This window comes from Streptomyces pactum (assembly GCF_002005225.1).
GTDB classification, from domain to species: domain Bacteria; phylum Actinomycetota; class Actinomycetes; order Streptomycetales; family Streptomycetaceae; genus Streptomyces; species Streptomyces pactum_A.
Window position 1 is genome coordinate 1,575,431 of the sequence record NZ_CP019724.1, and the last position, 24,500, is coordinate 1,599,930.

Below are 24,500 nucleotides of genomic sequence, written 5' to 3' on the forward strand. Positions count from 1 at the left end.
TCCGATGCCCGGATTCGAGGTGCTGTACCAGGCGGCGGCGCTCTGTCTGACGTATCCCGACGACGACTTCCGCACCCGGCTGCCGCTGCTGCGCGAGGCCGCGCCGCAACTGCGGGGGTTCACCGACCACGCGGCCGTGACCCCGCAGGGAGAGCTCCAGGCACACTACGTGGAGGTCTTCGACTTCAAGAACCGGCACAGCCTGTACCTGAGCTGGTGGACCGACGGCGACACCCGCAACCGCGGCATGTCGCTGGTCCGCTTCAAGGAGCTGTACCGGGCCCACGGTCTGGAGTTCACCGACGAGGAGCTGCCGGACTTCCTGCCGGCGGTGCTGGAGTTCGCCTCCCGTACCGGGGACATCGGCATGCTCGCCGAGCACCGCGACGCCCTGGACCAGCTCCGCTCCCGGCTCACCGCCTTCGGAACGCCCTACGCGTGCGTCCTGGACGCCGTGTGCGCCACCCTGCCGCCCGCACCCACCGGAGCACGCCCGTGACCGTCTTCCTCTGGGGCGTGCTGCCCTACGCCGCGTTCGCCCTGCTGATCGCCGGCCTGGTCTGGCGGCACCGCTACGACCGCTTCGGCTGGACGACGCGGTCCTCCCAGGTCTACGAGTCCAGGCTGCTGAACATCGCCTCGCCGGTGTTCCACTACGGCATCCTGTTCGTGCTGGTCGGCCATCTCATCGGGCTGTTCGTCCCCGAGTCGTGGACGGACGCGGTGGGCGTGAGCGGGCACGCCTACCACCTGCTGTCCCTGTACGGCGGCACGGCGGCCGGGGCGCTGGCGGTCGCCGGGATCATCGTCCTCATCTACCGGCGTCGCACCAACGCGCCCGTGTTCCGGGCGACGACCGCCAACGACAAGGTCATGTACGTCTTCCTGCTGAGTGCCATCGTCCTCGGCATGGTGGCCAAGCTCGCGCACTCCTCCGGCACGGGCTACGACTACCGGCACACCATCGGACCCTGGTCGCGCGGCCTGTTCACCCTCCAGCCGAGAACGGAGCTGATGGTGGGGGTGCCGGCGCTGTACCAGGTGCACGCGGTGATCGGGATGGTGCTGATCGCCCTGGTGCCCTACACGCGGCTCGTGCACATGTTCAGCGCGCCGGTCCAGTACCTGGTCCGGCCGTACGTGGTCTACCGGTCGCGCGACCCCAGGCAACTGGGGCCGCGCCCGGACCGGCGTGGCTGGGAGCGCGCGGGCTCCTGAACCGGACGGACCCTAGCCGGCGAGCTTCGCCGTGAGGGTGATGGTGGTGCCGGTCAGGGCCTGGCTGACCGGGCAGTTCTTCTTGGCGTCCTCGGCGGCGGAGACGAACGCGTCGTTGTCGAGGCCGGGGACGGTGCCCTCCACGGTGAGGTGGATGCCCGTGATGCCCTCACCGGGCTGGAAGGTGACGTCGGCGGAGGTGGTGAGCTTGGTGGGCGGGGTGCCGGCGCCGGCCAGACCGTGCGACAGCGCCATGGAGAAGCAGCTCGAGTGGGCGGCGGCGATCAGCTCTTCCGGGCTGGTCTTGCCGTTCGCCTGCTCGGCGCGCGACGGCCACGACACCGGCTGCTCGCCGATGCCGGACGAGTCGAAGGTGACGACACCGTTGCCCTCGAGCAGGTTGCCTTCCCAGACGGTGTGTGCGGAGCGCGTGGTTGCCACGGCGGGTCCTCTCGAATTCGCTTGCTGTACTGGGGCGGTGGGAGCCCGTGTCCGGGTTCCCACCCCCATCCGATCACACTCCGGCTCAGCTCACGCGGAAGACCGGTCCCCGGGCGGTGAACGGCAGCCGCGCACCCCGCGGGACCAGGCAGGCGTGCTCGCGCGGCACCCGCGGTAGTCGCACCAGCCGCCGGTGCTGACGGGCACCGGCGCGGCGGGCGGGAAGCCGTCGGCGCGCCGCAGCGGACCGACGCCGGGCCGGGGCACCGTGCCACCCCTGCCGTGCGCCCGCACCCGGCCCGCGAGGTCCGGCACGGGCAGGTACCCGGCGTCGTGCGGCGCCGCGTCGCAGAACACGACCCGGGCGGCGGGCACGTCGGGGGCCCCGGCGCGGGAGGCGATGGCGCCGAGTGCCTCGCCGAGCAGGGTGCGGCCCATCGAGCCGGAGGTGTCCAGGACGGCGCCGAAGGTGCGGCGGGCGACCTCTTCGGGCGGGAAGTACCGTCCGGCGCGCGGGACGCCGGGGGTGGCCGCCAGGCGCCGGGGGGCGCGCGTAGGACCGTACGGGCTCGGGCCGGGGTACGGGCTCGTCGAACCGGCGGGCACCGGTCGGCCGTTGACGACGTGGTCGCAGGCTACGTTGCGGAGGTGGGGGAGGTGGGGGTCGCGGGTGCCGCGGCGGTCGCCGTGGCGCACGGCGGCGTGCGGCATTTCGTGGGCGAGGACGATCCGCCACTCTCGTCGTCGAAGCGCCGCAGCGGGATGACGTGGATTTCGCCGGCCCAGGGGGGGCGGCGGCGACGCAGACGCCGTGCGCGCGGACACCAGTGCGGGTCCCCCGCCGCCCCCGCGCAGCCGGATCACGGTGCGGCGGGGCCCTCCGCGCGCCGTCTGCGGGCCGCCATCACCGCGTAGACCAGCACGCCCGCGAAGAGGAACAGCACGCCCTGGTACACCGCCGCGTAGCCGGCACCGGCGACCAGCCAGAGGGAGAATCCGGCCGCGACCGCCGCGATCACACCGTCCCGCACGAGCCGCGACCGGTCGACCCTCTCGCCCTGTCCCGACACCAGGTGGAAGAGCTGCGCGGCGGTGGCCAGCAGGTACGGCACGGTCGCGGTGAAGGTGGTGACGAGGACGAGGACCTCGAAGACCTTCGCCGGACCCGACGTGTAGTTGTAGACGGTGAGCAGGGAGGCGAGGACGACGGTGACGGCGACCCCGGTCGTCGGGACGCCGCGCCGCCTGCGGGCGAACGCGGCCGGGAAGAGGCCGTCCTTCGCGGCGGCGTACGGGGTCTGGGCGCTGAGCAGCGTCCAGCCGTTGAGGCAGCCGGTCATGGACACCAGGGCGGCGAGTGCCACGGCCCAGCCGCCCCAGGCGCCGCCGAACATGGCGTTCACGGCGTCGGAGAAGGGCGCGGTGGAGTCCACCAGACGGTCGTGGGCGACCGTGCCGAAGACGGACAGGGTGCCCAGGAGATAGACCAGGGCGGCGCCCGCGGTGCCGATGACCGTGGCCCGGCCGACCGTGCGGCGGGGGTCCTTGACCTCGCCGGCGCTGACGGCGGCGGACTCCACGCCGAGGTAGGAGAAGAGCAGGATCGCGGCGGCGGCGGAGACCGCGCCGATGCCGCTGCCGCCGCTCGCGTTGAACGGGCCGAGGTTGTCCGCGTCGAAGAAGAACAGCCCGCCGACCGCGACCAGGAGCAGCGGAGCGAACTTCAGGACGGTCGACACCAACTGGACGGCGCCCACGTAGCGGGTGCCCGCGAAGTTGGCGAGCGCCGGCAGCCACTGGATGACGAGCGCGGCAAGGCAGGCGGTCCAGCGGTGGTCGTTCACCGGGATCAGGACGTCGAGGTAGCCGACGGCGGCGACGGCCAGGGCCGCGTTGGACACCCAGGTGGTGATCCAGTACGCCCAGGCGGCGAGGAAGCCGGCGAAGTCGCCGAAGGCCTCGCGGGCGTAGACGTAGGGGCCGCCGGTGCGCGGGTCGCGGGCGGCGAGGCGGCCGAAGACCAGGGCGAGCGCGACGGCGCCGACGGTCAGGACACCGAAGGCGAGCAGACTGATCGTGCCGAAGGGCGCGACGGAGGCCGGAAGCAGGAAGATGCCGCCGCCGATGATGTTGCCCATGACCAGGGCGGTGGCGACGGGGAGCCCGAAGCGGCGGGCGTGCCTGCCGTCGCCGGGTGCCGGAGCGGAATCGGGGGCCGCGGGGGTTTCCCGCTGGTCCGGAGCCGGTGGGGGGACGGTCCCGGTGACGTGCATGGGGTGGGGCGCCTTCCTTGGAACTGGTGCCCGGGATCGCCGGGACGGCGCCCATGGTCGGGCACGGTCCGGCACGGTTCCAAATCAGGCGCTTTTGTCCTGTACGACCCCGTCCACCACCGGAAAAGGTCCGCTGTCGACGGCTCTGGACCGGGGATCCTCCACGGGCACCTGCGGGCCGTTCGACTCGCGTAGCCAGCGGCGCAGGACCCGGTGCACGTGCTCGGCGCCGACGATCTCCGCGCCCTCGGCGACCGGCGCGGACAGGACCACCGGTGACAGCAGGAAGGCACGCGACTGGGCGCCGCCGAGCCCGCCGTGGGAGCCGATCTGCTCCTCGAAGGCGAGAACTTCGCCGTCGGCCGGGTCGTGGAAGGAGTTGACCATGATGTCGGCGGTGTGCGGGAAGGAGTGCGTGCGGCGCACGGCGTCGGCGGCGCCGGGTCCGAAGGGCGCGAGCGGGCCGGGGTCCTCGTCGAGCCGGTCGAGCCGGACCTCCGCGCCCCGCGCGCCGAGTACGACACCGCCGTGCCGCTCGCTGCGGACCAGCAGGAAGCCGATGCCGGGGTGGTTGGCGAGGGTGGGCAGCAGGGCGGGGTGGCGGGCGTCGATCTCCTCCCGGGTCATCCGGTGCCGGACGTCCGGGAAGGAGACCAGGCCCAGATTGCCGGAGGCCAGCACGATCGGCTCCGAGCGGCGGCCGGTGGGGGTGTCGGCGGGGCGCTGCTGCTCGGCGCCCTCCTCGACGGGCCGGTGCAGGGCGGCCCGTACGGTGTTGCGCGCCTCGGCGCCGCTGCGGGTGCGCTGCGCGCGGCGCGGCACGGGCAGCCCGCAGCCGGCCCGCACCAGGTCGCCGAGGGTGAGGCCGTAGCGGGCGCGGAAGGTCTCGCCGGGGCTCTGGCCGTGGTCGGACAGGACGACGACGCGGTACCTGCGGGGGGCGTGCTCGGCGACCTTCTCGATCAGCGCGAGGGAGCGGTCGAGCCGCTGGAGGACCTTCGCGGCGTCCCGGCTGCCCGGCCCGGAGTGGTGCGCCACCTCGTCGTAGGCGACCAGGTCGGCGTAGACGGCGGTGCGGCCGGCGAGCATGTCGCCCATCACCGCGGCGACGACGACGTCCCGTTCGACGACGGTCGCGAAGGCGCGGACGAAGGGGTAGAGGCCGCCGCGGGAGACGCGGGGGCGGACCTTGTGGACGCGGGCGCGGGTGGACTGGCCGATCTCCCGGCAGACCTCGGCGACGAAGGACATCGCGGTGCGTACGGCGTTCGCCGGGTCGGAGAAGTAGGCGAAGTAGCCGGACCGGGACCGCGTCTGAGGGCCGCGGCGGCGGGTGGCGATGGAGAGGACGAGGGCCTGTTCGTCGGCGCCGCCCCCGAAGAGGTTGCCGCGGCTGGCGCCGTCGAAGCTGAGCAGTCCGCCGTCGCCGGTGTGCTTGACGGCGCGGTGCTGCAGTTGGGCGGCGCTGGTCGGGCGGTTGCAGACCACCACCTCGCCGCTGTCCTTCTCGTACCAGCGGAAGGCGGGGACGTCGTGGTTGGAGCCGTGCAGGATGCCGAGTTGGCTGGCGCCGGTCTGGCTGGACCAGTCGGTGCGCCACAGGGCGAGCCGGTGGGTCGCGGAGGTGCCGTCGCGGCCCAGCCACCGGGCGACGGTGGGCATGGCGCCGCCGTCGACGGCGTCCAGCAGGACGTCGTGACCGACGCCGTCCAGTTGCAGGAAGACGGTGCCCGGGTCGGCCGGGCAGGGCGGGCCGGATCCGCGGCGGCGGTCGGCGAGGCGGTAGAGCCGGCGCCGGTAGGCGTCGTCGTCGCGCACGGCCAGGGCACCGCCGGTGGCGGAGGCGACGGCCGACATGACGGCGGCCACCACGACCGCCGTCTCCGGAGCGACGCCGCCGCGCCCGGCCGGATTCACGTCGATCGCGAGGAGCAGCAGCCCGCCGTTGAGGAAGAAGACGAGGAGCCCGAGGACGAGCGCCGGCACCAGGAGCAGCAGTCGGACCAGCAGTGGCCACACCAGGGCGGACAGCAGGCCGAAGGCGCCGGCGCCGACCGCGGCGGTCATCGCGATGTCGGTCGCGCTGTCGCCGTCGGGCGACTGGAGCCGGAAGTCCGGCAGGATCCCGGCGAGCACGAGCATGGTGAGGGTGGAGACGGCCCACACCGTGACACTCCGCCCGATCTGACTGGCGACCCGGCGCCAACGCCCTCCACCCACGCTCCGCACACCTCACGTCCCGGCCCGTCGTCCGCGCGGGCCTGCCCCACCCTGTCACAACGGTCCGGAGCACCCGTTTGTCCCCCCGGGTCCGGTTCACGCCCCCGCGGTGCCCGCGACGGAGGTCAGCGGCCGTCGTACCCGGCCGTCGGCATCGACAGCCGCCGGTGCACGCACGCCTTCATCCGGGCGTCGTAGGACGGTTCGGCGTGACCGACCGTCTCGACCCGGACCCCGCGCCGCGCGCACTCCGTCAAGAACTCCTCCACGGACGACAGGGCACTTTCCAGCACCCGGCGGCTGGGCGCCACGAACAGGTCGTGCCCGGGCCGGACTCCGTCCCACAAGGCGTCGTGGTCGGTCCGCAGTCCGCGTACCAGGAGTTCCCTGGCGACGACGTATCCGTGCGCCGCGGCCCAGCGGGCGCACATGGCGTGCTGGCTGCGGGAGTCGACCAGGAAGGGGTCGTCGTCCAACTGCTCCAGCGGCGTCAGACTCGCGATCGCCGTCACCCGCACCCGTCTCATGGCGTCCCCCTCACCTCCCGTTTCGCCGCCGACCCTACTCCTGGACGTAGGCTTCGGGGAGTCGCGCGAAGGAGGCAAAGGGGTGCCGGTGGAGCTCACGTGGTGGGGTCACGCCACCTGCACGGTCGAGGACTCGGACATCCGCGTGCTCACCGACCCTCTGTTCGTCCGCCGGCTCGCCCATCTGCGCCGCAGGCGGGGCGAGGTGCCGCCGCCGGACGCCTGGCGCGCGGACGTGGCGCTCGTGTCCCACCTGCACGCCGACCACCTGCACGTGCCGTCGCTCGCGCGGCTCGCGCCGGGCACGCGCCTGCTCGTGCCCCGGGGCGCACGACGGGCGGTGCCGGGGCTGCGCCGGCTGGGGCACCTGGAGCTGACCGAGGTGGCGCCCGGCGACCGGACGGTCGTCGGGGGCCTGCGGATACGGGCGGTGCCCGCGCGGCACGACGGGCGGCGGCTGCCGCTCGGACCGCACCGCTCCCCCGCCCTCGGCTATGTCGTCGAGGGCGAGGCACGGACCTACTTCGCCGGGGACACCGGCCTGTTCGACGGCATGGAGAAGGAGGTCGGGCCGGTCGACGCGGCGTTGCTGCCGGTGGGCGGCTGGGGGCCGTACCTGGGCGCGGAGCACCTGGACGCGGGGCGGGCGGCCGAGGCGCTGGCCCGGCTGGCGCCGCGCACGGCGGTGCCGGTGCACTACGGCACGTACTGGCCGATCGGGATGGACGCCGTGCGCCCCCACGAGTTCCACACGCCGGGTGACGAGTTCGTGCGCCTGTCGGCGCTGCGCGCGCCGGGCGTGGCGGTGCACCGGCTGGGGCACGGTGAGAGTGTGCGCGTGGAGGTCGCGCGGTGAGCCGACTGGGAGCCGCCGTGACGAGCATCCCGGCCGAGCCGGCCCAGCAGGCGTTCGGCTATCCCTCGCTGTTCCTGCTGGTGCTGATCGGGGCGCTGGTGCCGGTGGTGCCGACCGGCGCGCTGGTGAGTTCGGCGGCCGTGGTGGCGATGCACCAGTCGCTGCCGTTCTCGATGCTGATGGTGTTCGCGACGGCGTCGCTGGCCGCGTTCTGCGGGGACATGGCGCTGTACTGGCTGGGGCGGCGCGGGGTCGGCTCGAGGAACGGCTCGCGCTGGCTGGAGGCGATCCGGTCCCGGGCGCCCGAGGACCGGCTGGAGCAGGCGCAGGAGAAGCTCGCCGAGCACGATGTCGCGGTGCTGGTGCTGTCCCGGCTGGTGCCGGCGGGGCGGATACCGGTGATGCTGGCCTGCCTGCTGGCCGAGTGGCCGCTGCGCCGGTTCGCCCGGGGCAACCTGCCGGCCTGCCTGGCCTGGGCGGTGACGTACCAGCTCATCGGCGTCCTCAGCGGCGCCCTGTTCAGCAAGCCGTGGGAGGGCGTGGCCGCGGCGATCGCACTGACCGTGCTGGTCAGCGGGGCGCCGAGCGTGTGGCGGCGGCTGCGGGGGCAGGGGCCGGCGAAGGCGTAGGCCGCCGGCGGCCCGGGCCTGGGCGGGGCCCTGGAGGGGCCGGGAGGGGCGGGTTCGGCAGAGGGCGGGCCCGGCAGGCACGCGGATCCCGGACGCGAGCCCGGAGAGCACGCGGACCCGGAAAGCATGCAAGCCCGGCAACACGAGGACCCGGAAAGCGCTGGAGCCCGGAAGGCACGCGGGCGCGAGCACCGGCGGCACCGATGGCACCGATGGCACCGGCGCCATCGGACTCGTGGACTGGCGGACTGGCGGACTGGCGGACTGGTCACTCCAGCAGGCGGGACGCACCGACGGGGAGGTCCCACAGGTGCTCCCGGGGCAGGCCCGCCCGCTGCCAGGCGGCGCGTACCCGGGTGAGCGGTTCCATCACCGGTTCCGCGGACAGGACGAACGTGCCCCAGTGCATCGGCGCCATCCGTCGGGCGCCGACGTCCTGGGCGGCCCGCACCGCCTCCTCCGGGTCGCAGTGCACGTCGCGCAGCCACCAGCGGGGATCGTAGGCGCCGATGGGAAGCAGGGCGAGGTCGATGCCGGGATGGCGGCGGCCGATGCGGGCGAACCAGTGGCCGTACCCGGTGTCACCGGCGAAGTACACGCGCCGGCCGTCGGCGTCGGTGAGGACCCAGCCGCCCCACAGCGTGCGGCACGTGTCGGTGAGGGTGCGCTTGGACCAGTGGTGGGCCGGTACGAAGTCGAAGCGGACGCCGTCCAGTTCCGCGGCCTCCCACCAGTCCAGCTCGGTGACCCGGGTGAAGCGGCGGCGGTGGAACCAGCGGCCGAGCCCCGCCGGGGCGAAGACGGGGGTGTCGCGCGGCAGCCGGCGCAGGGTGGGGGCGTCCAGGTGGTCGTAGTGGTTGTGGCTGATGACGACCGCGTCGACGCCCGGCAGGGCGCTCCAGGGGACGCCGACGGGAGTGACGCGGGCCGGGGTGCCGAGGATGCGGCGGGACCAGACCGGGTCGGTGAGCACGGTGAGCCCGCCGATGCGCACCACCCAGCTCGCGTGTCCCGCCCAGGTGACGGCGACGGTGCGCGCGTCCACGCGGGGCAGCGGGCCGGGCGCGTAGGGCAGCCGGGGGATGTCGGCGAGGCCCTCGGGGCCGGGTCTCACCGCGCCCTCTCGGGCGAATCTGGCGACGGCCTTCAGGCCGGGAAGCGGCGCGGTGAGCCGGTCGTGGAAGGTCCGCGGCCACACCCGGTGTTCGGCCATCGGCCGGGGTTCGGCGAGCGGCGGGTACGGGGGAGCCGAGGAGGACGTGGCCGCCGGCGCGCCGGTGCCCTTGACGGACGTGGACCCCGACGTGGACGTGCTCGTGGACATGGACGTGGACGTGCTCGACCGAGGCTGCTGCGTCATCGAGGAGGCTCCCGTCGCTGAGCGTCGCGCAGATCGCCGAAGACCGACTTCAGACCGATCAACGCGCGTTGCACGTGTGGCAGTTCCAACGGGTCGGGGGAGGTGAGGCATTCCGCGCGCTGCTCCGCGGTGCCGCCGTCCAGCAGCGGGCCGGTGGCCAGCCGCACGCGCAGGGCCGGAAGGTCGTCGCCGAAGCGGTGCCCACCGGGGGCGGGCATGCCGAGCCGCGCGGTGAGGAAGTCCTCCAGTTCCTGGGCGTCGCCGACGCCCTGGGCGCCGAGCGCGTCGCGCAGCGGGCCGAGGTCGGCGTACAGGTGGCGGCCGGCCTGCGGGGGCCGGGCGGTGGCGCCCGCGGCGACGACGGCGGCGTGTACGGCGGCGGCCACGCGCGCGTGCAGGCGTACGGCGCACGACCGGCGGGCGGCGACGGGCTCGGGTTCGGCGAGCGCGTACCCGGCCGCCGCGGCGACGGGCGCGGCGACGCGGGCGCCGAGGGCGGTGAGCACGTCGAGCACGCGCGCGTGGAGGCCGTCCCCGGCGGCGGACGCGGGGAACCGGGCGACGGCGGCCGGCCAGCCCGGCGGCAGCAGCGCGCCGGCCAGGTCGGTGACGACGGTGACCCGCTCGGGCAGCATCTCGGCGGGGCTGAGCAGCACGGTGGCATGCGGGTCGTGCACGGTGTCCCGCCAGGTCTCGTCACCGACCAGGTGCAGTCCCTCACCGGCGGCGGCCTCGACGGTCTCGTGCAGCAGTTCGGGCGGCGCGACGGTTCCGGTGGGGTCGTCGGCGACGGCCAGTACGAGCAGGCGGGGGTCGCCGCCCTCGGCGCGGACCCGGCGGACGGTTTCCAGGAGGGCGTACGGGTCGGGGACGCCGCCGGACTCGGCCGGGGTCGGCACGTGGAAGACGGGCCTGCCCAGCAACCGTGCGTACGGCGCCCACCAGGCGGCGCAGGGACGGGGCACCAGGACGTCGCCGCCGAGCGCGGCGGTCAGCGCGAGCAGCAGGGCGTTGGCGCCGGGGGCGGCGGCGACGTGGTCGGGCCCGGTGGGCAGACCGCGCCGCTCCCAGTAGCCGCAGGCGGCGTCGAGGAGGGGCGGGGCGCCGCCGGCCGGTTCGTCGCGGCCGCGGCCCGCCGCGGCGGCGAGTACGGCGGAGAGTTCGGGCAGCACGGGCAGTCCGTCGTCGGGAATGTGCGGGCCGTATCGGACGGGCCCATGCCCCACGGGGTCGTGCCCCACCGACCCTCGCCCCACGGGGTCGTGCCCCACGGGGTCGTGCGCGGGCCGGTGGTGCCGCACGGCCACGCGCCTCACGGCGTCGTGCCCCTCGAAGCCATGCCCCTCGAAGCCATGACCCTCGGAGCCATGGCCGTCGGAGTCATGGCCGTCGGGATCCGTCCACCGCATGCGTGCCTCCGCCCAGTCCTGGGTGCCGTGTCCTGTCGCCGCCCGGCCGGGTGCTCTCTCCCCCGGTCGTTGCTCCAAGTACCCACCGTGCCGCCCTGTCATGGCTGTGCCCCCCGGTCGCGGATCACGCGCGGACCGGCGGCGGCGCGGGTCAGCGGTGCCCGGCGTCCCCGCGCAGGCGGAGCCGCAGCCGGTGCGCCGCCGCGCCGAACGCGCCCGCGATCAGGACTCCACCGGCGACCAGGGCGGGCATCGAGTCGGTGAAGGCCCCGCCCGCGCCGGCCCGTACCCCGTGCTCCGCGGTCCCGCCCCCGCAGGACTTGCCCGGAACGACGGGCTCGGGGCACGGCGGCTTCGTCGTGCAGGACGTGCCCCGCGCGGCGCTCTCGCCGTGCGGGACGGTCGTTTCAGGACACACGGGCTCGGTCCCACCGCACTGCCCGCCGGGCTTGGCGGAGTGTGTGGGCTCGGGGCACGGAGGTGCGACGGCTCCGCTCCCCTGCTCCGGTACGGTCACGGCCTCCTCCGGTACGGTCACCGCCTCCTCCGGCACGTGCACCGGCTCCTGCGGCACGGTCATCGTCGTGCTCCAGGGATCGCCCTCGGCGCCGGATTCCCCGGGACAGGCGCCGTCGACGGTCCACGCGTCCTCGGAGCCCTCCGCTTCCGGCTCGCTCTCGAAGTCCTCGGCGGCGGCTATGCGCGCGGTGCCGCGGTAGGCGGGCCCGGTGGCCGCCCCTTCGTCGCCCGCCACCTTGCGCAGCGCGACGGTGCCCTCGTCGAAGGCCGGTGAGGTGGCGTCCAGGGTGGCGGGCGCGGACCCGCCGGTCGGGGCGCAGGTCACCGAGACGGTGACGGTGCCGCCCGGGGCGGCGTCGGCCGGGCTGACCTCCGCGGCGGGCGAGCCGGCACCGGTGGGCGGCTGCGGGGCGCCGGGATCGGCCGAGACAGGCCCGGGGAAGACGCCGAGGACGGCACTGGCCAGGACGGCGGCGGACAGGGCGCGGGCGGTACGGCGCATGGGGCGGGCTCCTTCGAGCGACGGCTGCGGGGGCACGGCACTCGCGCCCCCTCGGCCATCACAGCCCGTCCGCCACGGGTGCGCGCGCCGCCGTGCGCCGTATGCGGGAACGGGACGCCCGAGCGGGTGAGGCCGCAGTTTCGCCCGCGGGCTCAGGCCGCCGGGTCCCGGAGCACCTGTTCCCGCACCCGGTTGCAGCACCGGCTGATCAGGCGGGAGACGTGCATCTGGGAGATGCCGAGCTGTTCGGCGATGCGGCTCTGGGTCATGTCGTCGAAGAAGCGCATGTAGAGGATGGCGCGTTCCCGCTCGGGCAGCGCTGCGAGTCGGTCCTTGACGGCTTCGCGGTCCACGACGGTCTCGAGGGCCGGGTCGAAGGCGCCGAGGGCGTCACCGAGTGAGTAGCCGTCCTCGCTGCCGGGGAGTTCCGCGTCCAGGGACAGGGCGGTGAAGCTCTCCAGGGCCTCCAGGCCCACGCGGACGTCCTCCTCGCTCAGGTCGGCGTGCTCGGCGATCTCCGCGACGGTGGGACGGCGGCCGGAGATGGTCTGGGACAGGTCCTGGCCCGCGAAGCGCACACGGTTGCGCAGGTCCTGGACCCGGCGCGGCACGTGCAGGGTCCACATGTGGTCGCGGAAGTGGCGCTTGATCTCGCCGGTGATGGTCGGCACGGCGTAGCTCTCGAAGGCGTTGCCGCGTTCGGGGTCGTACCGGTCGACGGCCTTGACCAGGCCGAGCGCCGCGACCTGGCGCAGGTCCTCGTGGCTCTCACCGCGACTGCGGAACCGCCCCGCGAGCCGTTCGGCCATGGGCAGCCAGGCCTCGACGATCCGGTCGCGGACCGCGTCGCGTTCCGGGCCGTCGGGAAGGGTGGCGAGTCGGCGGAAGGCGTCGGCGGTGTCGGGGGCGTCGTCGTGCGGGTGCTTCGCGCTGGCGTGGATCGGCATGGTGCGTCGCAACTCCCTCGGAGCGCGGGGTCCTGTCGTCGCGGCCGGGCGATGGCCGGCCGGCGCGGCCGGTGCGGACGGCGCCGAAGCTCGTGGAACCTCCGGCACGCGGGACGGGCGTCACCGGTGCGACGACACAACCCTTGGTTTCGGGCGGTCACCGTGGGAGGGCGTCCGGCCCGGACGGACGCATCCGTGGCGGCGTCGCGCCGCTCCCACGGACGTGCCTCCTGTCCGAAGCACTGGTTTTGCGCCTGCCCCCTCAACCCCACGGCAAACGCCCGATGTTTCCCGGCATGAGACGAGGGCTGCCGGAACGCGGGCAGCGGTGAGCGCGGTTGCGGCGGTCAGGTATCGCGCGGCCGGCCGGAGCGCGGCACGTCCACGCGCTTCACGCCACGGGCGGGGGCTCCGACCTCGCTTCCCCGTTCCTGACCGGGCGCGTGGAGATCTTGGCGACGCAGGCCGGGATGGCGGCGCCGTCGGCGTGGTCGCGGGCCCGGTACGCGCTCGGGCTCTCGCCGACCAGTTCGGTGAACCGCGAGCTGAAGGACCCCAGCGAGGTACAGCCGACCTCGAAGCACACCTCCGTCACCGTCAGGTCGCCGCGCCGCAGCAGGGCCTTGGCCCGCTCGATCCGGCGCGTCATCAGGTAGCTGTAGGGCGTCTCCCCGTAGGCGGCGCGGAAGGCGCGGGAGAAGTGGCCCGCCGACATGAGGGCGACACGCGCCAGCGCCGGGACGTCGAGCGGCTCGGCGTAGTCGCGGTCCATCAGGTCGCGGGCCCGGCGCAGCCGGACCAGGTCCTCCAACGTCGTCACCCCACCACGATCCCACAGCGCCGGACACCTCGGGCGCCGACGCCGCGGGAGTGCCCGGCCGCGGTCAGCCCCCGACGTACGCCGCGAGGTGCTCGCCGGTGAGCGTGGAGCGGTCGGCGACGAGATCGGCGGGGGTGCCCTCGAAGACGATCCGGCCGCCGTCGTGTCCGGCGCCCGGGCCGAGGTCGATGATCCAGTCGGCGTGCGCCATGACGGCCTGGTGGTGCTCGATGACGATGACCGACTTGCCGGCGTCGACGAGGCGGTCGAGCAGGCCGAGCAGTTGCTCGACGTCGGCGAGGTGCAGGCCGGTGGTGGGCTCGTCGAGTACGTAGACGCCGCCCTTGTCGCCCATGTGGGTGGCCAGCTTCAGCCGCTGCCGCTCGCCGCCGGACAGGGTGGTGAGCGGCTGGCCGAGGGTGAGGTAGCCGAGCCCGACGTCGGCGAGCCGCTCGAGGATCTTGTGCGCGGCCGGGATGCGGGCCTGACCCCCGCCGAAGAACTCCTCCGCCCGCGCCACCGACATCGCCAGCACCTCGCTGATGTCCCGGCCGCCGAGGTGGTACTCGAGGACGGACGGCTGGAACCGCTTGCCCTCGCAGTCCTCGCAGGGCGTGGCGACGCCGGCCATCATCGCCAGGTCGGTGTAGATGACACCGGCGCCGTTGCAGGTGGGGCAGGCGCCCTCGGAGTTGGCGCTGAACAGGGCGGGCTTGACGCCGTTGGCCTTGGCGAAGGCCTTGCGGATCGGGTCGAGCAGTCCGGTGTACGTGGCCGGGTTGCTCCGCCGGGAGCCCTTGATGGGGCTCTGGTCGACCGATACGACGTCGGCGCCGGCCGGGACCGAGCCGTGGATCAGCGAGCTCTTGCCGGAGCCCGCCACGCCGGTGACCACGCAGAGCACGCCGAGCGGGACGTCGACGTCGACGCCCTGGAGGTTGTGCGTCGTGGCGTCGCGGATCTCCAGCGTCCCGGTGGGCTTGCGCACCGTCTCCTTGAGGGTGGCCCGGTCGTCGAGGTGGCGGCCGGTGACGGTGCCGCCGGCCCGCAGGCCCTCGACGGTGCCCTCGAAGCAGACGGTGCCGCCCGCCGTGCCGGCGCCGGGGCCGAGGTCGACGACGTGGTCGGCGATCGCGATGGTCTCCGGCTTGTGCTCGACGACGAGCACCGTGTTGCCCTTGTCGCGCAGCCGCAGCAGCAGGTCGTTCATGCGCTGGATGTCGTGCGGGTGCAGGCCGATGGTGGGCTCGTCGAAAACGTACGTGGTGTCGGTGAGGGACGAGCCGAGGTGACGGATCATCTTGACGCGCTGTGCCTCGCCGCCCGACAGCGTGCCGGCCGGCCGGTCGAGCGAGAGGTAGCCGAGGCCGATCTCCACGAACGAGTCGAGGGTGTCCCGCAGGGCGGTGAGCAGCGGCGCCACCGACGGTTCGTCGAGCCCGCGGACCCATTCGGCCAGGTCGCGGATCTCCGTCGCGCAGGCGTCGGCGATGCTGATCTTCCCGATCCGCGACGACCGGGCGCCCTCGCTGAGCCGGGTGCCGTCGCACTCGGGACAGGTGGTGAAGGTGACGGCCCGTTCCACGAACGCCCGGATGTGCGGCTGCATCGCCTCCTTGTCCTTGGACAGGAACGACTTCTGGATCTTCGGGATCAGTCCCTCGTAGGTGAGATTGACGCCGTTGACCTTCACCTTGACCGGCTCGCCGTAGAGGAAGTCCCGCAGCTCCTTCTTGGTGTACTCCCGGATCGGCTTGTCCGGGTCCACGAAGCCGGACTGGGCGTAGACCTGCACGGTCCACTGGCTGTCCGACTTCCAGCCGGGGATGGTGAACGCGCCCTCGGCCAGCGACTTGGAGTCGTCGTAGAGCTGGGAGAGGTCGATGTCGGAGACCTGGCCCCGGCCCTCGCAGTTCGCGCACATGCCGCCGGTGCGCTCGTAGGTCGCCTTCACCGCCTTCTTGTTGCCGCGCTCGACGGTGATCGCGCCGCTCGCGCGGACGGAGGCGGTGTTGAAGGAGTAGGCGCTGGGCGGGCCGATGTGCGGGTCGCCGAGCCGGCTGAAGAGGATGCGCAGCATGGCGTTGGCGTCGGTGGCGGTGCCGACCGTGGAGCGCGGGTCGGCGCCCATCCGCTGCTGGTCCACGATGATCGCGGTGGTCAGGCCGTCGAGGACGTCGACCTCGGGCCGTGCCAGCGTCGGCATGAAGCCCTGCACGAAGGCGCTGTAGGTCTCGTTGATCAGCCGCTGCGACTCGGCGGCGATCGTGTTGAACACCAGAGAGCTCTTGCCGGACCCGGAGACACCGGTGAACACCGTCAGCCGGCGCTTGGGGATCTCGATGCTGACGTCCTTGAGATTGTTCTCGCGGGCACCGTGCACACGGATCAGGTCGTGGCTGTCGGCGACATGCGCCGCGGCAGGCCGCTGGTCCGTTCTCCTGGCGCTGCTCATCGTGTCTCCATCTGTCGGCGGGTCAGCAGTGACACGCTAGACGGAGCAGGGTGGGCGCCGCTTCTCGATTCCTGATCCGCTCGTGGCTACCGGTTCGCACCCGCGGCCGCGTCGGGGTCGTCCGGCGGCGGAGCGGTGCCCGGCAGCACCAGTTCCTCGTAGCGGCCCAGGGCCAGCACCACGCCGAGCATGAGGACCGGAATGAACACAGCGAGCAGCACCGCCATGATCCGTCCTTCCCGATAAGGGGTGGGCGTGGGGGGTGGTGGCGCGGACCGGGTTCCCTGTGCCCGCCGGGCAAACCGGCGGTGCACGCGGACGCACGCACCGTGTCCGGGGAAATCGGTCCGGACCCGTCCGGATGAATCCGTGTCGGCCCCGGGTGGCCGGGTACGCGGTCGGCACCCCCTGAGGATGTGGAGGGAGACATGCAGCGAGGCAGTGACCGGATGAGCGTCCACCGCGACGACGAGATGAAGCACGAACTGCAGGGTCTGCTCAGGTCCGGGCACCCCACCCGCACCGAGGAGTGGCACGACCCGGAACCGGCTGCCGAGGACGACCCGGACGTCACCTACGGACCGGTGACACCGGGCCGCGGACCGACGTACCTGGAAGCCCTCCGGCTCGAACTGGCCCGGAACCTGACCCGGGGCGCCTTCCCCGCGGGCCCGCGGGAACTGACCCGGGCCCTGCGCCGCGGCAACGCGCCCGACGCCCTCGTCGAGGGACTGGAAAGGCTGCCGCACAAGGCGCGCTACGACAACGTCCAGGAACTGGCGATGGCCCTGACAGAGAGCGGCGGGCCCGGATCCGCCGGCACGCAGGGCGCGTAGGCGCCGGAAAGGGCGGCCCCCATGACCGAGCACGCGGCCGACCACGTGCGGGACGTGATGACACCGGGCGTGACCGCCGTTCGTCCGGACTCCTCACTCGTCGAGGCGGCGCAGCTCATGCGCACGCAGAACATCGGTGACGTGGTGGTCGCGGACGGGCAGGACGTCGTGGGTCTGCTCACCGACCGTGACATCACGGTGCGTGCGGTGGCGGCGGGCCTCGACCCGATGGGGGTGGGGGTCCGGACGGTGTGCACCCACGACCCGCTGACGGTCTCCCCGGACGATCCGGTCGCGGACGTGGTCACGCTGATGCGCGAGCACTCCGTACGCCGGGCGCCGGTCGTGGAGGACGGGCTGCCGGTCGGGATGGTGAGCCTCGGTGATGTGGCCGAGGCCCTGGATCCCTCCTCGACGCTCGCCGGCATCAGCCGCGCGGAACCGGACGCCCGGAGCGGCGGCTGAGTACGTACCGGGTCCCCAGGCGGCCGGACGACTCACGCGCGCCGAACGACTCACGCGCGCCGGGCGGCGACACCGGCCGGCGCGTTTAAGGAAAGGAATCCGAACCACATGCGCATCGCATTTCTGACCGCGCCCGAGGGCGTGGAGCAGGTCGAGCTGACCCAACCGTGGCAGGCGGCGAAGGACGCGGGGCACGAGCCCGTGCTCGTCTCCACGCAGTCCGGTGAGGTCCAGGGCTTCCACCATCTCGACAAGGCGGACACGTTCCCGGTGGACGAGGTGGTGGGCGACACCTCGGCCGACTCGTTCGGGGGGCTGGTCCTGCCCGGCGGCGTGGCCAACCCGGACTTCCTGCGGATGGACGAGAAGGCCGTGGCGTTCGTCAGGGACTTCTTCCAGCAGGGCCGGCCGGTGGCCGCCATCTGCCACGCCCCGTGGACGCTCGTCGAGGCAAACGTCGTACGCGGCCGGGTCGTGACCTCGTGGCCCAGCCTGCGAACCGACCTGAGCAACGCCGGGGCCACCTGGGTCGACGAACAGGTGAAGGTCTGCGACCACGGCGACAACGTACTGGTCACCAGCCGCAAGCCGGACGACCTCGAGGCGTTCTGCGAGACCTATCTCGCGGAGTTCGCCAAGGCGGGCGGCTGAGAAGCCGTCGAAGAGCCGCGCGGGTCGACGGCCCCTGCCCGGACCTTTGGCGCGTCCCCGGCGCGCCAGGGGTCCGGGCCTTCGTCCGTCCGTGCGGCCCGGTCAGCCGCCGGGGGGCCCGGTCAGCCACCGGGGGCGGTGGCCTCCCCACAGCCCCGTTCCCGGGCGCCCTCGCGGGTGCGGCCCGCGGCGACCGGGCGCCGGGGGTTGCGGCGCAGCCACTCGCCCTCGAGCTGCGCCATGCGGTCGTTGTGGGCCCGCAGCGCGTCGTTCGACCCGTACAGCAGGGTGTCGTGGCGCGTGCGGTGGATGGTCTCCAGCTCCTTCATGAGCTGTTGGTCGTCCAGGCGGCCCGGGTCCACTCCGGTCATGGTGTCGTCCCGCGTGTCGTGTTCGTTCATGCGGTCCGGGTACCCGCCCCCGGAGTCACCACCCCCGAGCGGCACCCGGGAGGGAGCCATGGATCTCGCGTTTCTGCATCCCCTCTACGAACATCAGGGGCCCTGGGCCTCCGTCTACGTCGACCTGTCCCGGCACACGGAGGACACCGCCCACGAACGTGAGCTGACGGCCGCCGCGGTGGCCCGGGAGCTGGCGGAGCAGGGCGCGGACGACGCGACCTGCCGGGCCGTGCGGGAGGCGGTGGAGGGGCTGCGCCACGCCACCGACCCGCACGGGCGGGCACTGTTCGCGTGCGCCGGGCGGGTGGTCCTCGATCCGCCGCTGGCCCGGCCCCCGTACGGCGGGACCACCGCCGACTGGGCGCCGCTGCCGCACGTCTCGCCGCTGCTGGACCTGGCCGGCGAGGACCCGGTGTGCGTGGTGGCGTACGTCGACCGCAAGGGCGCCGACTTCGAGCTGCGCAGCGCGCTGGGCAGCTCGGACGCGGGCGGTGTGACCGGCCGGCAGTGGCCGGTGCACCGCACGAGCACCGTCGACTGGTCGGAGCGCCACTTCCAACTGCGGGTGGAGAACACCTGGGAGCACAACGCGGCGGAGATCGCGGACGCGCTCGCGGTGTGCCAGGAGGAGACAGGCGCGGACCTGCTGATCCTCGTGGGTGACGACCGGGAACGGCGGTCCGTGCACGAACGGCTGCCCAAGCGGTTGCGGGACCGGATCGCCGAGGCCTCGCGCGGCGCCGGCAGCAGGCTGCTGGACGACGAGGTGGAGGGGCTGCGCGAGGACCACGTCCGCTCACGCGCGCGGGAGGACCTGGACCGTTTCCTGGCCGCCCGGACACCGGACGGCGAGGGCCGGGCCGGCGCCGCGGAGGGCGTGCCCGCGCTGGTCGAGGCCGCCCGGGAGCACCGCATCGACGAGCTGCTGGTCATCCCGGACGCCCCCGACACCCATCGCGAGGTGTGGATCGGCGAGGAAGCCGACCAGCTCGCGGTGCGCCGTACGGAGCTGAAGACGCTCGGCGAGCAGAACTCGTGGTCGGCCCGCGCGGACGACGCCCTGCTGCGCTCGGCGGTGATGACCGGTGCGGCGGCGATCTCGGTGACGCCGGCCCTGCCGTCCGAGGCGGCGGAGAAGACACCGGTGGGCGGCCTGGGGGCGCTGCTGCGCTGGAAGTGACCTCCGCCGAGCGTCAGCGGGCCCGCTCCACCCGCCGTTCGTCCCAGACCGGTTCCGGCGTCTCGCGCACGCGGCCGTCGCTGCCGAAGACGAGGTACCGGTCGAAGGAGCGGGCGAACCAGCGGTCGTGGGTGACCGCGAGGACCGTGCCCTCGAAGCCCTCCAGGCCCTCCTGGAGGGCTTCGGCCGATTCCAGGTCGAGGTTGTCGGTCGGCTCGTCGAGCAGCAGCGCGGTGACGCCCTGGAGTTCCAGCAGGAGGATCTGGAAGCGGGCCTGCTGGCCGCCGGAGAGCCGGTCGAAGGCCTGCTCGGCCTGCTGGGTCAGCTCGTAGCGGCGCAGCCTCGACATGGCGGCGCCCCGGTCCTGCGAGTACTCGGTCCACAGGATGTCCAGGAGGGTGCGGCCCAGCAGTTCGGGGTGGGCGTGGGTCTGCGCGAAGTGTCCGGGCACCACGCGCGCCCCGAGCTTGAAGTGCCCGGTGTGGGTCACGCCGTCGCCGGCGAGCAGCCGCAGGAAGTGCGACTTCCCGGAGCCGTTGGAGCCGAGGACGGCGACCCGTTCGCCGTAGAAGACCTCCAGGTCGAAGGGTTTCATCAGGCCGGTGAGTTCCAACTGCTCGCAGGTGACGGCGCGGACGCCGGTACGGCCGCCCTTCAGGCGCATCCTGATGTCCTGCTCGCGCGGCGGCTCGGGCGGCGGGCCGGCCTCCTCGAACTTGCGCAGCCTGGTCTGCGCGGCGGCGTACCGGGAGGCCATCTCGTGGCTCACCGCCGCCGCCTGGCGCAACGTCAGCACCAGCTTCTTGAGCTGCGCGTGCTTCTCGTCCCAGCGGCGGCGCAGTTCCTCGAAGCGGGCGAAGCGCTCGCGCCGGGCCTCGTGGAAGGTGGCGAAGCCGCCGCCGTGCACCCAGGCGTCGGCGCCCGCGGGGCCGGGTTCCAGGGAGACGATCTTCTGAGCGGCGCGGGCGAGGAGCTCGCGGTCGTGGGAGACGAAGAGGACCGTCTTGCGGGTCTCCTTCAGCCGCTCCTCCAGCCAGCGCTTGCCGGGCACGTCGAGGTAGTTGTCCGGCTCGTCGAGGAGCAGCACCTCGTCGGTGCCGCGCAGCAGCGCCTCGAGCACCAGCCGCTTCTGCTCCCCGCCGGACAGGGTGCTCACCCGCCGCCACTGGGCCTTCTCGTAGGAGACGCCCAGCGCGGCCGTCGTGCAGATGTCCCACAGGGTCTCGGCCTCGTACCCCTGCGCCTCGGCCCAGTCGGCGAGCGCCTGCGCGTAGCGCATCTGCGCGGCCTCGTCGTCGACCGTCATGATCCCGTGCTCGGCGGCGTCGACGGCGCGCGCGGCCTCGCGGATGCGGGGCGGCGCCACGGACACCAGCAGGTCGCGTACGGTCGTCTCGTCCCGGACGGAGCCCACGAACTGCCGCATCACCCCGAGGCCGCCGCCGACGGTGACGGTGCCGCCGTGCGGCTTGAGCTCCCCCGACAGCAGGCGGAGCAGGGTGGTCTTGCCCGCTCCGTTGGGTCCGACGAGGGCCACGACGGCCCCCTCCCCCACGCGGAAGGAGACGTCGCCGAGCAGCGTCCTCCCGTCGGGGAGGTAGTACTCCAGGTGCGCGGCTTCGAGATGACCCATGGCACCGGATTCTGCGGCGTTGGGCAGGCTCGGGGCAAACCGCTTTTCCCGGCCGGGGTCCGGGGCGCCGTTACACGGGGCACGCCACCCGCAGGAAACGCCGTCCGCAGGGTAGGCGGGAGCCATGAGCCCCGACGTAGACCTCACCGCCACGATGCCCGGCCCGCACCCGGTCCGCAACGGTTTCCTGCGGCTGGACCAGCGCATGTTCGAGGCCGTCGCCGCCCGTACCTGGCCCGGCGCCGACCCCCTGCTGCCCCGCCTGAGCCGCAGCGCCAACCACGGCGTGCTGTGGTTCGCGGCGGCTGCCGCACTGGCCGCGTCCCGCACCCCGAGGGCCCGTCGCGCCGCCGCCCGGGGCCTCGCCTCGCTGAGTCTGGCCTCACTGGCGATCAACACCCTCGGCAAGCGCTCGGTCCGCCGCACCCGCCCCGTACTGGATCCGGTGCCGCTGGTGCGGCAGCTCAAGCGGCAGCCGATCACGACGTCCTTCCCCTCCGGGCACGCCGCGTCGGCCGCCGCGTTCGCGACCGGCGTCGCGCTGGAGTCCCCGGCGTGGGGCGCGGCGGTCGCCCCGGTGGCCGCCGCGGTCGCCCTGTCCCGGGTCTACACCGGCGTCCACTTCCCGAGTGACGTACTGGCGGGCGCGGCCCTCGGTGCGGGGGCCGCGTTCGCCGTCCGGGGCATGGTGCCGACGCGGGCGCAGCTCACCCCGCCGGCCCGGCCGCGGGCCGAGGTGCCGGCGCTGCCCGGCGGCGAGGGACTCGTCATGGTGGCCAACATCGGTTCGGGCACCTCGGACCGGGTGCGGGCGCTGTGCGACGCGCTGCCCGACGCGGAGGTGGTGGAGTGCGAGCCGGAGGACGTCCGGGCGGAGCTGGAGAAGGCGGCGGGACACGCCCGGGTGCTGGGGGTGTGCGGCGGCGACGGCACCGTGAACGCCGCGGCCGGGATCGCGGTACGCCACGGACTGCCGCTCGCGGTGCTGCCCGGCGGCACGCTCAACCACTTCGCCTACGACCTCGGCGTGGAGGACGTGCGGGACCTGTGCCGGGCGCTGGAGCGGGGCGAGGGTGTGCGCGTGGACGTGGGCCGGTTCGCCTCCGGCGGGCGGCACGGCATCTTCCTGAACACCTTCAGCCTGGGCGTGTACCCGGAACTGGTGCGCGAGCGGGAGCGCTGGTCGCCCCGGATCGGCGGCTGGCCGGCCGGGGTGGTGGCGGCCGTACGGGTGCTGCGCGCCGACCGGCACCCGCTGGAGGCGGAGGTACGGGGCCGCCGGCGCCCACTGTGGATGCTGTTCGCGGGCAACGGCACGTACCACCGCAGGGGCATCGCCTCCGGCCGCCGCCTCGACCTGGCGGACGGGCAACTGGACGTGCGGGTCGTGCACGGTGGCCGCCGGCCCGCCCTGCGGCTGCTGTCCGCGGCCCTGGCCGGTCCGCTGACCCGCTCCCCCGCTCACGCGGCGGTGCAGGTGAGCCGGCTGCGCCTGTCCGGGGTCGCGCCGGGCACGCTGATGGCGTTCGACGGCGAACTGACGGAGACGGAGGGCGACCTGACGCTGGAGAAGCTGCCCGAAGCGCTCACGGTGTACCGCCCGCTGCCCGGTGAGGGACTCCTCCTCTGACCCTTACCGCCGCACTCCCCTCCCCCCGACGCACGACGCCCTCCGCCCACGGACTCCGACCATTTCCTGACGCCTCGTCAATCCATATGGCGAGACGCGGGTCTCACCATCCGGCCGGTGCGCGTACCGTGACCGCATCGTCGGGAGAGGGGATCCACCATGCCGAAGCCGCAGGAGACCGCCGTCTACACGCACGGACACCACGAGTCCGTGCTCCGCTCGCACACCTGGCGCACCGCCGCCAACTCCGCCTCCTACCTGCTCGGCCTCCTGAAGCCGCACATGCGGATCCTGGACGTCGGCTGCGGCCCGGGCACCATCACCGCGGACCTGGCGGAACTGGTCCCGGACGGGCACGTCACCGGCGTGGACCGCGCGCCGGAGATCGTCGAGCGGGCCCGGGCCACGGCGGCCGGACGCGGTCTCGCCAACACCGCCTTCGCGGTCGCGGACGTACACGCCCTGGACTACCCGGACGACACGTTCTGCGTCGTCCACGCCCACCAGGTGCTCCAGCACGTGGGCGATCCGGTGCGGGCCCTGCGCGAGATGCGGCGGGTCGCGAGGCCGAACGGCATCATCGCCGTCCGCGACTCGGACTACGGCGCCATGACCTGGCACCCCGCCTCCCCGGGCATGGACGACTGGCTGGACCTGTACCACCGGGTGGCCCGCGCCAACGGCGGCGAGCCGGACGCCGGGCGCCGGCTGAAGGCCTGGGCGCTCGAGGCGGGGTTCACCGACATCACGGCGACCTCAGCCACCTGGACCTTCGCCACACCCGAGGAGCGGGAGTGGTGGAGCGGCCTGTGGGCGGACCGCACGCTGGCGTCGGCGTACGCCGAGCGCGCCACCGAGGGCGGCCACGCGACGACGGAGCAACTGCGGACCGTCTCGGCTGCCTGGCGGGAGTGGGGCGAGCGGCCGGAGGGCTGGTTCAGCGTCCTGCACGGGGAGATTGTCTGCCGAAAGGAAGCGAAAGAAAGCCTGCCGGGCGCCTGATCGGTGGAATTCGGGAAACCAGTACGACAGGAGGTTCACATCATGGTTCCGCTTCTGATCGTACTGCTTCTCGCAATCATTCTTTTCGGCGCAGGCTTCGCCGTGAAGATTCTCTGGTGGATTGCCTTGGCAGTCCTTGTCCTGTGGCTGCTGGGGTTCCTGCTCCGCGGGACGACGGCCGGCGGCGGCAGGGGCCGCTGGTACAGGTGGTGAGGCTGCTGCCCCGGGAGGTTCACTCCCGGGGCAGTAGCGGTCCCAGCGGCCCGAGGTCCAGGTTCAGGTCCTCGGGCCGCAGGCCGTAGCGGTCGCGCAGTTCCGTCATGCGGTCGTCGAGGAGCATCAGGGTGAGCCCGATCCGCTCCTCCTGCTCCTCGCTCAGGTCGCCCTCGTCGACGCGGCGCAGTGCCTGGCGTTCCATGAGCTGGCGCAGCAGCTCGACGACCGTCAGCACCAGTTTGATCAGATCGCGCTCGACCGTGTCGGGTTCGAGGTCGAGGCGCTTGCGGGGCTCTCGGTGTTCGCTCAC

At 73.7% G+C, this 24,500-nt stretch carries 25 protein-coding genes and 1 pseudogene; 11 read left to right on the forward strand and 15 right to left on the reverse strand.

Annotated elements, in window-relative coordinates:
* The first annotated feature begins 4 nt into the window (after positions 1–4).
* Entirely contained in the window at positions 5–499 is a 495-nt protein-coding gene (narJ, locus tag B1H29_RS06460; protein ID WP_055419312.1) for a nitrate reductase molybdenum cofactor assembly chaperone, read from the forward strand.
* Positions 496–1,218, forward strand: coding sequence for a respiratory nitrate reductase subunit gamma (gene narI / locus B1H29_RS06465; RefSeq protein WP_055419933.1), 723 nt, complete (start codon positions 496–498; stop codon positions 1,216–1,218). The genes narJ and narI overlap by 4 nt, the downstream gene beginning before the upstream one ends.
* Positions 1,219–1,230: 12 nt before the next feature.
* Here the strand turns inward: narI and B1H29_RS06470 are convergent, their stop codons facing one another.
* From B1H29_RS06470 to B1H29_RS06490, 5 genes and pseudogenes are all read right to left on the reverse strand, one after another.
* Entirely contained in the window at positions 1,231–1,659 is a 429-nt protein-coding gene (locus B1H29_RS06470; protein WP_055419313.1) for an OsmC family protein, read from the reverse strand.
* Positions 1,660–1,744: 85 nt separating this feature from the next.
* Positions 1,745–2,479, reverse strand: a pseudogene (locus B1H29_RS06475) (hypothetical protein); the annotation flags it as partial.
* Positions 2,480–2,519: 40 nt separating this feature from the next.
* Positions 2,520–3,932, reverse strand: coding sequence for an amino acid permease (locus B1H29_RS06480; protein ID WP_055419315.1), 1,413 nt, complete (start codon positions 3,930–3,932; stop codon positions 2,520–2,522).
* Between the two features lie 84 nt (positions 3,933–4,016).
* Complete coding sequence (locus B1H29_RS06485; protein WP_055419316.1) at positions 4,017–6,161, reverse strand: phage holin family protein; 2,145 nt, start codon at positions 6,159–6,161, stop codon at positions 4,017–4,019.
* 116 nt (positions 6,162–6,277) lie between these two features.
* Positions 6,278–6,679, reverse strand: coding sequence for a hypothetical protein (locus B1H29_RS06490; protein ID WP_055419317.1), 402 nt, complete (start codon positions 6,677–6,679; stop codon positions 6,278–6,280).
* 82 nt (positions 6,680–6,761) lie between these two features.
* Between B1H29_RS06490 and B1H29_RS06495 the strand changes: the two genes are divergently transcribed.
* Both B1H29_RS06495 and B1H29_RS06500 read left to right on the forward strand, forming a co-directional pair.
* Positions 6,762–7,535 carry an MBL fold metallo-hydrolase gene (locus B1H29_RS06495; protein WP_055419318.1) on the forward strand — a complete coding sequence of 258 codons (774 nt, stop codon included), beginning with the start codon at positions 6,762–6,764 and terminating at the stop codon, positions 7,533–7,535.
* A complete protein-coding gene (locus tag B1H29_RS06500; protein WP_055419319.1) occupies positions 7,532–8,164 on the forward strand; it encodes a DedA family protein in 633 nt (210 codons plus the stop codon). The genes B1H29_RS06495 and B1H29_RS06500 overlap by 4 nt, the downstream gene beginning before the upstream one ends.
* A 268-nt stretch (positions 8,165–8,432) precedes the next feature.
* Here B1H29_RS06500 and B1H29_RS06505 read toward each other — a convergent pair whose 3' ends face one another.
* The 7 genes from B1H29_RS06505 to B1H29_RS38460 form a co-directional block, all read right to left on the reverse strand.
* Complete coding sequence (locus B1H29_RS06505) at positions 8,433–9,524, reverse strand: MBL fold metallo-hydrolase (RefSeq protein ID WP_055419320.1); 1,092 nt, start codon at positions 9,522–9,524, stop codon at positions 8,433–8,435.
* Positions 9,521–10,933 (reverse strand): aminotransferase class I/II-fold pyridoxal phosphate-dependent enzyme, encoded by a 1,413-nt coding sequence (locus B1H29_RS06510; RefSeq protein WP_079160060.1) that lies wholly within the window; start codon positions 10,931–10,933, stop codon positions 9,521–9,523. The genes B1H29_RS06505 and B1H29_RS06510 overlap by 4 nt, the downstream gene beginning before the upstream one ends.
* Positions 10,934–11,084: 151 nt before the next feature.
* Positions 11,085–11,954, reverse strand: coding sequence for a hypothetical protein (locus B1H29_RS06515; RefSeq protein ID WP_055419321.1), 870 nt, complete (start codon positions 11,952–11,954; stop codon positions 11,085–11,087).
* A gap of 152 nt (positions 11,955–12,106) precedes the next feature.
* Positions 12,107–12,901 (reverse strand): RNA polymerase sigma factor SigF, encoded by a 795-nt coding sequence (locus tag B1H29_RS06520; protein WP_055419322.1) that lies wholly within the window; start codon positions 12,899–12,901, stop codon positions 12,107–12,109.
* Positions 12,902–13,292: 391 nt separating this feature from the next.
* Positions 13,293–13,721 (reverse strand): helix-turn-helix transcriptional regulator, encoded by a 429-nt coding sequence (locus B1H29_RS06525; RefSeq protein WP_079160061.1) that lies wholly within the window; start codon positions 13,719–13,721, stop codon positions 13,293–13,295.
* 64 nt (positions 13,722–13,785) lie between these two features.
* Positions 13,786–16,176: an ATP-binding cassette domain-containing protein gene (locus tag B1H29_RS06530; protein WP_055419323.1), complete on the reverse strand. Its 2,391-nt coding sequence runs from the start codon at positions 16,174–16,176 to the stop codon at positions 13,786–13,788.
* A gap of 86 nt (positions 16,177–16,262) precedes the next feature.
* Positions 16,263–16,403, reverse strand: coding sequence for a hypothetical protein (locus B1H29_RS38460; RefSeq protein ID WP_167392514.1), 141 nt, complete (start codon positions 16,401–16,403; stop codon positions 16,263–16,265).
* 201 nt (positions 16,404–16,604) lie between these two features.
* Between B1H29_RS38460 and B1H29_RS06535 the strand changes: the two genes are divergently transcribed.
* From B1H29_RS06535 to B1H29_RS06545, 3 genes are all read left to right on the forward strand, one after another.
* Entirely contained in the window at positions 16,605–17,012 is a 408-nt protein-coding gene (locus B1H29_RS06535) for a DUF2795 domain-containing protein (RefSeq protein WP_055419324.1), read from the forward strand.
* Positions 17,013–17,033: 21 nt separating this feature from the next.
* Entirely contained in the window at positions 17,034–17,477 is a 444-nt protein-coding gene (locus B1H29_RS06540) for a CBS domain-containing protein (protein ID WP_055419325.1), read from the forward strand.
* A 108-nt stretch (positions 17,478–17,585) separates the two neighbouring features.
* Positions 17,586–18,128 (forward strand): type 1 glutamine amidotransferase domain-containing protein, encoded by a 543-nt coding sequence (locus B1H29_RS06545; protein WP_055419326.1) that lies wholly within the window; start codon positions 17,586–17,588, stop codon positions 18,126–18,128.
* Between the two features lie 122 nt (positions 18,129–18,250).
* On the opposite strand, the gene B1H29_RS06550 is transcribed toward B1H29_RS06545, so the two are convergent.
* Positions 18,251–18,529: a DUF6158 family protein gene (locus B1H29_RS06550; RefSeq protein WP_055419327.1), complete on the reverse strand. Its 279-nt coding sequence runs from the start codon at positions 18,527–18,529 to the stop codon at positions 18,251–18,253.
* A gap of 58 nt (positions 18,530–18,587) precedes the next feature.
* Here B1H29_RS06550 and B1H29_RS06555 point away from each other — a divergent pair, with 58 nt between their 5' ends.
* Positions 18,588–19,709, forward strand: a complete 1,122-nt coding sequence (locus tag B1H29_RS06555) for a Vms1/Ankzf1 family peptidyl-tRNA hydrolase (protein WP_055419328.1) — start codon at positions 18,588–18,590, stop codon at positions 19,707–19,709.
* 13 nt (positions 19,710–19,722) lie between these two features.
* On the opposite strand, the gene B1H29_RS06560 is transcribed toward B1H29_RS06555, so the two are convergent.
* Positions 19,723–21,342 (reverse strand): ABC-F family ATP-binding cassette domain-containing protein, encoded by a 1,620-nt coding sequence (locus B1H29_RS06560; RefSeq protein ID WP_055419329.1) that lies wholly within the window; start codon positions 21,340–21,342, stop codon positions 19,723–19,725.
* A 124-nt stretch (positions 21,343–21,466) separates the two neighbouring features.
* Between B1H29_RS06560 and B1H29_RS06565 the strand changes: the two genes are divergently transcribed.
* The 3 genes from B1H29_RS06565 (at position 21,467) to B1H29_RS06575 (ending at position 24,187) form a co-directional block, all read left to right on the forward strand.
* Positions 21,467–22,972, forward strand: coding sequence for a bifunctional phosphatase PAP2/diacylglycerol kinase family protein (locus tag B1H29_RS06565; protein WP_055419330.1), 1,506 nt, complete (start codon positions 21,467–21,469; stop codon positions 22,970–22,972).
* A gap of 159 nt (positions 22,973–23,131) precedes the next feature.
* Positions 23,132–23,974, forward strand: a complete 843-nt coding sequence (locus B1H29_RS06570; RefSeq protein ID WP_055419331.1) for a methyltransferase domain-containing protein — start codon at positions 23,132–23,134, stop codon at positions 23,972–23,974.
* A 42-nt stretch (positions 23,975–24,016) separates the two neighbouring features.
* Complete coding sequence (locus B1H29_RS06575; RefSeq protein ID WP_055419332.1) at positions 24,017–24,187, forward strand: hypothetical protein; 171 nt, start codon at positions 24,017–24,019, stop codon at positions 24,185–24,187.
* 19 nt (positions 24,188–24,206) lie between these two features.
* Here B1H29_RS06575 and B1H29_RS06580 read toward each other — a convergent pair whose 3' ends face one another.
* Entirely contained in the window at positions 24,207–24,500 is a 294-nt protein-coding gene (locus B1H29_RS06580) for a gas vesicle protein K (protein WP_079160062.1), read from the reverse strand.

Bases quoted from the DNA above. Each gene is read 5' to 3' on its own strand.
- narJ (WP_055419312.1), top strand. From the start codon at position 5: ATGCCCGGATTCGAGGTGCTGTACCAGGCGGCGGCGCTCTGTCTGACG.
- B1H29_RS06480 (WP_055419315.1), bottom strand. From the start codon at position 3,932: ATGCACGTCACCGGGACCGTCCCCCCACCGGCTCCGGACCAGCGGGAA.
- B1H29_RS06490 (WP_055419317.1), bottom strand. From the start codon at position 6,679: ATGAGACGGGTGCGGGTGACGGCGATCGCGAGTCTGACGCCGCTGGAG.
- B1H29_RS06505 (WP_055419320.1), bottom strand. From the start codon at position 9,524: ATGACGCAGCAGCCTCGGTCGAGCACGTCCACGTCCATGTCCACGAGC.
- B1H29_RS06510 (WP_079160060.1), bottom strand. From the start codon at position 10,933: ATGCGGTGGACGGATCCCGACGGCCATGACTCCGACGGCCATGGCTCC.
- B1H29_RS06515 (WP_055419321.1), bottom strand. From the start codon at position 11,954: ATGCGCCGTACCGCCCGCGCCCTGTCCGCCGCCGTCCTGGCCAGTGCC.
- B1H29_RS06520 (WP_055419322.1), bottom strand. From the start codon at position 12,901: ATGCCGATCCACGCCAGCGCGAAGCACCCGCACGACGACGCCCCCGAC.
- B1H29_RS06530 (WP_055419323.1), bottom strand. From the start codon at position 16,176: ATGAGCAGCGCCAGGAGAACGGACCAGCGGCCTGCCGCGGCGCATGTC.
- B1H29_RS38460 (WP_167392514.1), bottom strand. From the start codon at position 16,403: ATGGCGGTGCTGCTCGCTGTGTTCATTCCGGTCCTCATGCTCGGCGTG.
- B1H29_RS06535 (WP_055419324.1), top strand. From the start codon at position 16,605: ATGCAGCGAGGCAGTGACCGGATGAGCGTCCACCGCGACGACGAGATG.
- B1H29_RS06540 (WP_055419325.1), top strand. From the start codon at position 17,034: ATGACCGAGCACGCGGCCGACCACGTGCGGGACGTGATGACACCGGGC.
- B1H29_RS06545 (WP_055419326.1), top strand. From the start codon at position 17,586: ATGCGCATCGCATTTCTGACCGCGCCCGAGGGCGTGGAGCAGGTCGAG.
- B1H29_RS06550 (WP_055419327.1), bottom strand. From the start codon at position 18,529: ATGAACGAACACGACACGCGGGACGACACCATGACCGGAGTGGACCCG.
- B1H29_RS06555 (WP_055419328.1), top strand. From the start codon at position 18,588: ATGGATCTCGCGTTTCTGCATCCCCTCTACGAACATCAGGGGCCCTGG.
- B1H29_RS06560 (WP_055419329.1), bottom strand. From the start codon at position 21,342: ATGGGTCATCTCGAAGCCGCGCACCTGGAGTACTACCTCCCCGACGGG.
- B1H29_RS06565 (WP_055419330.1), top strand. From the start codon at position 21,467: ATGAGCCCCGACGTAGACCTCACCGCCACGATGCCCGGCCCGCACCCG.
- B1H29_RS06570 (WP_055419331.1), top strand. From the start codon at position 23,132: ATGCCGAAGCCGCAGGAGACCGCCGTCTACACGCACGGACACCACGAG.
- B1H29_RS06575 (WP_055419332.1), top strand. From the start codon at position 24,017: ATGGTTCCGCTTCTGATCGTACTGCTTCTCGCAATCATTCTTTTCGGC.